We start from the raw sequence: 6,852 nt of genomic DNA, 5'->3' as shown, positions 1-6,852 counted from the left end.
CTCAAGGACTTCCAGGTGATTTTCCGCCAGGCGCCCAAACTCTCCACCGGTAACCATTTCGGTTCGCGCCTGGTGTTCGACCGCGACGGCTATCTGTTCATCACCCTAGGGGAAAACAACGACCGTCCGACCGCCCAGGACCTGGACAAGTTGCAGGGCAAGATTGTGCGCCTGTACCCGGATGGCAGGATTCCGCAGGACAACCCCTTTGTCGGCCAGCCGGGCGTGCGCCCGGAGATCTGGTCCTACGGCCACCGCAACCCCCAGGGCGCGGCGCTCAACCCCTGGAGCGGCACCCTGTGGGATAACGAGCACGGGCCCAAGGGCGGCGACGAAATCAACCTGATCGAGCGTGGCAAGAACTACGGCTGGCCCCTGGCGACCCACGGCATCAACTATTCCGGCGCGCCGATTCCCGAAGCCCAGGGCAAGACTGCCCCAGGCACCGTGGGCCCGCAGCATGTCTGGGAGAAATCCCCCGGCATCAGCGGCATGGCCTTCTACGACGGCGACCGCTTCAAGGCCTGGCAACACAACCTGTTCATCGGCGCCCTGGCGTCCCAGGAGCTGATCCGCCTGCAATTCGACGGCGACAAGGTGGGCCACGAGGAGCGCCTGCTGGGTGAACTCAAAGAGCGCATCCGCGACGTGCGCCAGGGGCCGGACGGTTATCTGTATGTGCTGACCGACGAGGACAAGGGCAGGCTGTACAAGGTCGGCCTGGAATAACCCAGGCCCTTCTTCTGTAGGAGCGAAGCTTGCTCGCGAAAAAATCTTCAACGATAACGCGTGTTGGCAGGATGAATCGCCGCTTCGCGGCTATCGCGAGCAAGCTTCGCTCCTACAGAGGCACTGCGGGCGGGTAGAGGATCACCGCCGCCTGCAGCTTGCCGCTGCCGAAACGGCACATCTTGACGAACTCGCCGTGGCTCACCGGTAGGTGCTGGCAATCCATCGGCTGGCGGTGCTGGCTGTGGTCGACATCGGGATCGTGCAGGTAGACGAACTCTTCGTCGCAGTCGGTGACCATTATCCAATGCGGGGCCTTGGAGCGGGTCAGGCGGTAGCTGCTGATCAGCACCAGGGGCTGGCCGCCATCGGCCAGCAGCTTCGGCAGGTCCAGCGGGCCGCCCAGCACCTGCAAGACGTCGCTGCTATCCAGCTGGGCGCAGAACTCCTCATGCACCAGGCGCATGACGTCTTTTTTATGCTCGTCGCGCACCCCGCCGAGAAACAGCGGCCCCCGGGTATTGACCTGCAGCCTGACCCTGAAGCCCCGGCGCCACGCGGCCAGCGCCAGCCCCTGGGGGCTGCAGCCGCCATGGCCGGAGGTCATGAACACGGTAGTCGCCTCACGCCACAGCTGCAGTTCTTCACGGCGCTCCAGGGCGCGCCCGGGTTGCAGAGCGGCCATGGCCATCAGCAGGCAGGCCGGGCCGCAAGTGAAGTCGGTGGTCTGCTGGTAATAGGGCACGCGGATGGTGCGGCTCTCGCGATGCTGCAGGATGCGCTTTTCCAGGCGCAGGGCATCGGCGTGGTCCTCGTAGTAGTCGTGCAGCACGGCGAAGCGCCGGTAGCCGCTGCGTTCGTACAGGGCGATGGCCGTCGGGTTGTCGCTGCGCACCTCAAGCCGCAGGTAGGCGCAGTCATGCTCCCGCGCGCAGGCTTCGATCCGCTCCAGCAGGCGCTTGCCCAGGCCCGACCCGCGGGCCTCGACCGCGATGGCGATCGAGTACAGGCGGGCCAGGGAGGTCCCGCGATGGAACAGCACCAAGGCATAACCCAGCAGTTGTCCCGCCTGCTCGGCGACGATCAGGCACGCATGGGCGCGGCTGATCATCCACTGGAAGCTGCGCACCGTCAGGCGATCGGTGGTGAAACACTGCTGTTCCAGTCGCACTAAAGCAGGCAAGTCCTCAGGTGTGGCAATGCGAAAGACAAGATCCATATAACCGCCGTAAAAGTTGCGTAACGAAACGAGACTTTCAAAAAAGTTCGTGCTTAATAGAAAAGGTCTTGTTCTTAAGCGGATCAAACATTATGTCAGCGGTACAAGGTCATTGGCGTGGAGTATCCGAGCAAAGTCTGCCGGCGACAATAACTCCGGTTAATTATTTTTCAGCGATGAGTGAAACTTCCAGCCAGTTGCTGATTATTGTCGAGCGCAAGGAAGATTGGGCCTCCTACTTCCCCAGCGAAGACATCCTCAGCGCTCAGGAATACCTGGAACAGACCCGAGAAACCCAGCCCGGCAAGCGGGTCCAGGTGATCAACCTGTGCCGCAGCTACAAGTACCTGGGCCACGGTTACTACTGCTCGCTGCTGGCCGAGGCGCGGGGGCACAAGGTGATTCCCTCGGTGCGCACCATCAGCGAGCTGACCCGCAAATCGCTCTACGGCCTGGCTCTGGACGACCTGGATAAAACCCTGGAAAAGGCCCTGAGCAATCATCTTTACAGCGATACCGAAGGTTTTACCCTGACCCTGTACTTCGGCAAGACACATATCGAACCGTTACAGGAGTTGGCGCGACAGTTATTCGAAGTCTTTCCCTGTCCAATACTGCTGGTGGACTTCAAACGAACTAACGGTTGGCACATCGAAGGCGTGAAGTCCGGTGCCTTACATAAGTTGCGCGAAGACCAGGAAGATCAATTCGCCCATTCCCTGGACAGTTTCAGTCGCAAGATCTGGCGCATGCCGCGCTCGAAAAGATTGGCCCGCTATGACCTGGCGATCCTCCATGACCCGCAGGAAGCCCTGCCGCCTTCCAACGCCCGGGCACTGGAGAATTTTGTCCGGGTCGGCAAGGGCCTGGGCATCGACGTCGAACTGATCGAGAAGAAGGATTACTCGCGTATCGCCGAGTACGACGCCTTGCTGATCCGCGAGACCACCAGCGTCGACAACCACACCTATCGCTTCGCCAAGAAGGCCGAAAGCGAGGGCCTGGTGGTGATGGACGACCCGGCCTCGATCCTGCGCTGCACCAACAAGGTCTACCTGACCGATCTGCTGAAAAGCCACCAGCTGGGCATGCCCGCCACCGAGATCCTCTACAAGGAGCGACCGGAAGATTTCGAGCGGGTTGGCGAACGCCTGGGCTTCCCACTGGTGCTGAAGATTCCCGACGGCTGTTTCTCCCGCGGGGTGATCAAGGTCGAGAGCCAGCAGGCGCTGCTGGAGGCCACCGCCGAGCTGTTCGAACATTCGGTGTTGCTGCTGGCCCAGGAGTTTTTCTACACCGAGTACGACTGGCGCATCGGCGTGCTCAACCGCAAGCCGATCTTCGCCTGCCAGTACTTCATGTCCAAGGGCCATTGGCAGATCTACAACCACAAGGCCAAGGGCCAGGACATCAACGGCGAATGCCGCACCCTGGCGGTCCACGAGGCGCCGCGGGCGGTGGTGGAACTGGCGGTGAAGACCGCCAACCTGATCGGCGACGGCCTGTACGGCGTCGACCTCAAGCAGTCCGGCGACAAGGTGGTGGTGATCGAGGTCAACGACAACCCCAACCTGGACGCCGGCATCGAAGATGCCTACCTGCGCGACGACCTGTATTCCCTGGTGCTCGAGGAGTTCGTCCGTCGCCTGGAACTCAAGCGCCGCGGGCAGGCCTGGTGAACGGTCGATGATCAAGAGCTACCAGTTGAGCCAGGGCCGCCTGCTGCCGGTGGAGAACCTGGATGCCGAAGTGATGCTGTTCAGCAACCCGGACCCCGCCGAGCGCGATCTGCTGCGCACTGGCTTCAAGCTCGACGAACACGCCCTGGCCTCGGCGCTGGACCCGGACGAGGTGTCGCGCATCGAGTTTCACCCGGACAACCTGTTCCTGATCTGGAAACGCCCGGAGAACTACTCCGGCGGCGGTAGCCTGTCGTTCGAGGTGTCGTCCTGCGGCCTGCTGTTTTCCCCGCAACGCCTGCTGGTGATCGCCCACGACGACAGCCAGCTCAGCGGCCTGGGCGCGCGGCAGGCCCTGAATAGCCCCCTGGATGTGCTGCTGGACATGCTGTCCACCAACATCCATCACTACCTGGGGCACCTCAAGGTGATCAAGATGGTCGCCCGCGAGTTGCAGCAGCAGTTCAACGACTCGATGGAAAACCGCCACCTGATCCAGATGTTCAACCTCAGCGAAAGCCTGATCTATTACATCAACGCCATTCACAGCAACGGCGCGGTGTTGACCCGGCTGCGCAACCACGCCGAGAAGGCGCACTTCAGCGCCGAGGCCGTCGGCCTGATCGACGACCTGATCATCGAGAACAACCAGTGCTACAAGCAGGCGGAGATCTATTCGACGGTGTTTTCCGGGCTGATTGACGCGCGCGGCAACCTGATGAACAACAACATGAACAGCCTGTTGCGCAAACTGACCCTGATCAACGTGGTGTTCCTGCCGCTGAACCTGATCGCCAGCATCGGCGGCATGTCCGAATTCAGCATGATGACCGCCGGCACCCCGTGGTGGATTGCCTACCCGCTGTTCCTCGTGGCGATGCTGCTGGGGGCAGGGGGGATGGTGCTCGGTCTCAGGCGCCTGGCTGGCGGCAACGGCAAGTGCGCCTGAGGTTTCAGGCCGGTTGCAGGGTCAGTACCTCAAAGCCGTCGCGGGTCACCGCCACCGTGTGTTCCCACTGCGCCGACAGGCCGTTGTCGCGAGTGACCACGGTCCAGCCGTCTTTCAGGCCGCGCACCCGGGCGCTGCCCTGGTTGATCATCGGCTCGATGGTGAACACCATGCCTTCGCGCAGCTCCAGGCCGGTACCGGGGCGACCGAAATGCAGGACCTGCGGTTCTTCGTGCATCTGCCGGCCGATGCCATGGCCGCAGTACTCGCGCACCACGCTGTAGCCCCGGGTTTCGGCGTGTTTCTGGATGGCATGGCCGATATCGCCCAGGCGTGCGCCGGGGCGGACCACCTTGATGCCTTCCCACATCGCCTCGAAGGTGGTGCTCACCAGGCGCTGGGCCTTGGGGCTGACGTTGCCGATCAGGTACATCTTGCTGGAGTCGGCGATAAAGCCGTTCTTTTCCAGGGTGATGTCGATGTTGATGATATCGCCGTCCCTGAGGATGGCCTTCTCATGGGGCATGCCATGGCACACCACTTCGTTGATCGAGGTGTTGATTGAGTAGGGGTAGTTGTACTGGCCCTTGCTGGCCGGACGGGCGCCCAGGTCGTGGCGGATAAAGCGCTCCACGGCCGTGTCCAGTTCCATGGTCGAAAGGCCGGGCGCGACCAGGTCGTCGAGAAAGCTGAACACCGTCGCCAGCAGGCGCCCGGATTCACGCATCAGCGCCAGTTGCTGCGGGGTCTTGATCAGGGCCTGGGTCATGCGCTGCGCCCCCGGATCAGGTCGGTCTTGTTCAGCAGCAGTTTGTTGATCAGGTCGTTGTAGGCCAGGTGCGGATTGAGCTCGGCCAAGAGGCCGATCTTGATCCAGAACTCGGCCTGGGCGTTGATGGAGCGATCCATGGCGTCGCTGGCGACGCGGATCTGTTCATGCAGTTGATCTGAAATCTTGACGATGCCCACGGGGTTTTTGTCCTGGTAAATATACGAAGCATATACGTTTCGTATATTTTTCGGCAAATGGCAGATAGCTCGACCTGTCATTGGCCATTGACTCACCAGCGACCCGCCGGTTAATTTCCTGGCCATGACTTTTTCCGCATTGCATTCCCAGCCAAGCATTATTACCGCCATTCCTGATTGGCGGGTCTGACACTGCACCCAACCCGCCCTAGAGGCGGGTTTTTTCTTTCTGTCTCCGGGGCTTTCAACACAGCCAGGAGAGCCGTATGAACCATCCCGCCGAGCCCGACACGCAACTGGACCTGCTTGAGCACTACGTGAAGAAGATTCTCGCGGCGCCGGTCTACGACCTGGCGGTGCGCACGCCATTGCAGCCCGCTCCGGCCCTGTCGGCGGCGCTGGGCAACCAGGTGCTGCTCAAGCGCGAGGACCTGCAACCGACCTTTTCCTTCAAGATCCGCGGCGCCTACAACAAGCTGGTGCAACTCAGCGACGAGCAAAAGCGCCGCGGGGTGATCACCGCCTCCGCCGGCAATCACGCTCAGGGCGTGGCGCTGGCGGCGCGGGAGCTGGGGATCAAGGCGACCATCGTCATGCCTTCCACCACGCCGCAGCTGAAAGTGCAGGGCGTCATCAGTCGTGGCGCCGAGGCGGTGTTGCAGGGCGAGAGTTTTCCCTTTGCCCTGGCCCATGCCCTGCAACTGGCCGAGCGTAGCGGCCAGACCTTCGTCTCGCCCTTCGACGACCCGGACGTGATCGCCGGGCAGGGCACGGTGGGCATGGAGATTTTGCGTCAGTACTCCGGGCGCCTGGACGCAATCTTCGTCCCGGTGGGCGGTGGCGGATTGATCGCCGGCATCGCGGCCTATGTGAAATACCTGCGGCCCGAGGTGCGCATCGTCGGCGTCGAGTCCGAGCACTCCAACTGTCTGCAGCAGGCGTTGCGGGCCGGGGAAAGGGTGGTGCTGCCCAGCGTCGGCACCTTCGCCGACGGTGTTGCCGTGGCGCAGGTCGGCGCCCATTGTTTCGAGTTGTGCCGGGTGCTGGTGGACGAGGTGATCACGGTCAGCAATGACGAACTCTGCTGCGCGATGAAGGACATCTACGACGACACCCGCTCCATCACCGAGCCGTCGGGGGCGCTGGCGGTGGCCGGGATCAAGCAGTACGTGGCCCGCAGCGGCGTACAGGGCGAAACCCTGGTGGCCATCGATTCCGGGGCCAACATCAACTTCGATCGCCTGGGGCAGGTGGCCGAGCGCGCGGCCTTGGGCGCGGTTGCGCTGGTATAAGAAGGGAGCAGGGCC

General features: G+C 62.3%; 6 protein-coding genes and 1 pseudogene. 4 read left to right on the top strand and 3 right to left on the bottom strand.

From position 1 onward, the window contains the following. Positions 1-729, top strand: a 729-nt coding sequence (locus J4E58_RS30200; RefSeq protein WP_207255354.1) for a PQQ-dependent sugar dehydrogenase, incomplete at its 5' end; no start/stop codon positions are given. Between the two features lie 112 nt (positions 730-841). Here J4E58_RS30200 and rimI read toward each other — a convergent pair. Beyond that, positions 842-1,948 (bottom strand): ribosomal protein S18-alanine N-acetyltransferase, encoded by a 1,107-nt coding sequence (gene rimI, locus J4E58_RS30195; RefSeq protein ID WP_087091030.1) that lies wholly within the window; start codon positions 1,946-1,948, stop codon positions 842-844. A 176-nt stretch (positions 1,949-2,124) separates the two neighbouring features. Between rimI and J4E58_RS30190 the strand changes: the two genes are divergently transcribed. After that, positions 2,125-3,627, top strand: a complete 1,503-nt coding sequence (locus J4E58_RS30190) for a RimK family protein (RefSeq protein WP_164485839.1) — start codon at positions 2,125-2,127, stop codon at positions 3,625-3,627. 7 nt (positions 3,628-3,634) lie between these two features. After that, positions 3,635-4,576, top strand: coding sequence for a magnesium transporter CorA family protein (locus tag J4E58_RS30185; protein ID WP_087091028.1), 942 nt, complete (start codon positions 3,635-3,637; stop codon positions 4,574-4,576). 4 nt (positions 4,577-4,580) lie between these two features. Here J4E58_RS30185 and map read toward each other — a convergent pair whose 3' ends face one another. Both map and J4E58_RS30175 read right to left on the bottom strand, forming a co-directional pair. Then, positions 4,581-5,345 carry a type I methionyl aminopeptidase gene (gene map, locus J4E58_RS30180; protein WP_087091027.1) on the bottom strand — a complete coding sequence of 255 codons (765 nt, stop codon included), beginning with the start codon at positions 5,343-5,345 and terminating at the stop codon, positions 4,581-4,583. Continuing rightward, positions 5,342-5,545 (bottom strand): ParD-like family protein, encoded by a 204-nt coding sequence (locus J4E58_RS30175; RefSeq protein WP_053261082.1) that lies wholly within the window; start codon positions 5,543-5,545, stop codon positions 5,342-5,344. Before J4E58_RS30175 ends, map begins: the two co-directional genes overlap by 4 nt. Before the next feature lie 266 nt (positions 5,546-5,811). On the opposite strand from J4E58_RS30175, the pseudogene ilvA reads away from it, so the two are divergent. After that, a pseudogene (gene ilvA / locus J4E58_RS30170) lies at positions 5,812-6,819 on the top strand (threonine ammonia-lyase, biosynthetic); the annotation flags it as partial. Positions 6,820-6,852 lie beyond the last annotated feature (33 nt).

This window comes from Pseudomonas sp. FW305-25 (assembly GCF_017351415.1).
Lineage (GTDB): Bacteria > Pseudomonadota > Gammaproteobacteria > Pseudomonadales > Pseudomonadaceae > Aquipseudomonas > Aquipseudomonas chlororaphis.
This window is presented reverse-complemented; position numbering and strand designations above follow the sequence as displayed.

Excerpts from the sequence above, each read along its gene's own strand:
- rimI (WP_087091030.1), bottom strand. The coding sequence starts at position 1,948 with ATGGATCTTGTCTTTCGCATTGCCACACCTGAGGACTTGCCTGCTTTA.
- J4E58_RS30190 (WP_164485839.1), top strand. The coding sequence starts at position 2,125 with ATGAGTGAAACTTCCAGCCAGTTGCTGATTATTGTCGAGCGCAAGGAA.
- J4E58_RS30185 (WP_087091028.1), top strand. The coding sequence starts at position 3,635 with ATGATCAAGAGCTACCAGTTGAGCCAGGGCCGCCTGCTGCCGGTGGAG.
- map (WP_087091027.1), bottom strand. The coding sequence starts at position 5,345 with ATGACCCAGGCCCTGATCAAGACCCCGCAGCAACTGGCGCTGATGCGT.